We start from the raw sequence: 445 nt of genomic DNA on the forward strand, positions 1-445 counted from the left end.
TGGGTCAGGTCGAGGTTACGGCGCATGCGCGCTGCGTCTACTTCAATGCCCTCGGCAATGACCTGGGCCTGGCGCAGCGCGCCGGAGACCAGGCAGCAGATGTCCGGGAGGGTTTCCCATTCGGCATGCCACAGGCCCAGGCTGCGCTCGTGCTCCTGGGGCATGGCGGCGAACAGCGTCGATACCAGCCCCGGCACGCGAGTCGCGGCACCGATCAGCACCGCAGCGCCCACCGGGTTGCGCTTGTGTGGCATGGTCGAGGAGCCGCCCTTGCCTGGTGCAGAAGGCTCGAACACCTCCCCCGCCTCGGTTTGCATCAGCAGGCTGACATCGCGGCCGAACTTGCCCAGGCTGCCGGCCACAAGGCCCAGCACCGAGGCAAACTCCACCAGGCGATCACGCTGGGTGTGCCAGGGTTGCTCGGGCAGGCTCAGCTTCAGTTGCT

Annotated in this window: 1 protein-coding gene; it reads right to left on the minus strand. The window is 67.6% G+C overall.

Annotation, left to right across the window (positions count from 1 at the left end; genetic code table 11):
* Positions 1 to 445: lyase family protein (locus tag EQG61_RS13700; protein ID WP_262707624.1), on the minus strand; the 445-nt coding region annotated here is incomplete at both ends.

Source organism: Flavobacterium stagni (assembly GCF_004122105.1).
GTDB classification, from domain to species: domain Bacteria; phylum Bacteroidota; class Bacteroidia; order Flavobacteriales; family Flavobacteriaceae; genus Flavobacterium; species Flavobacterium stagni.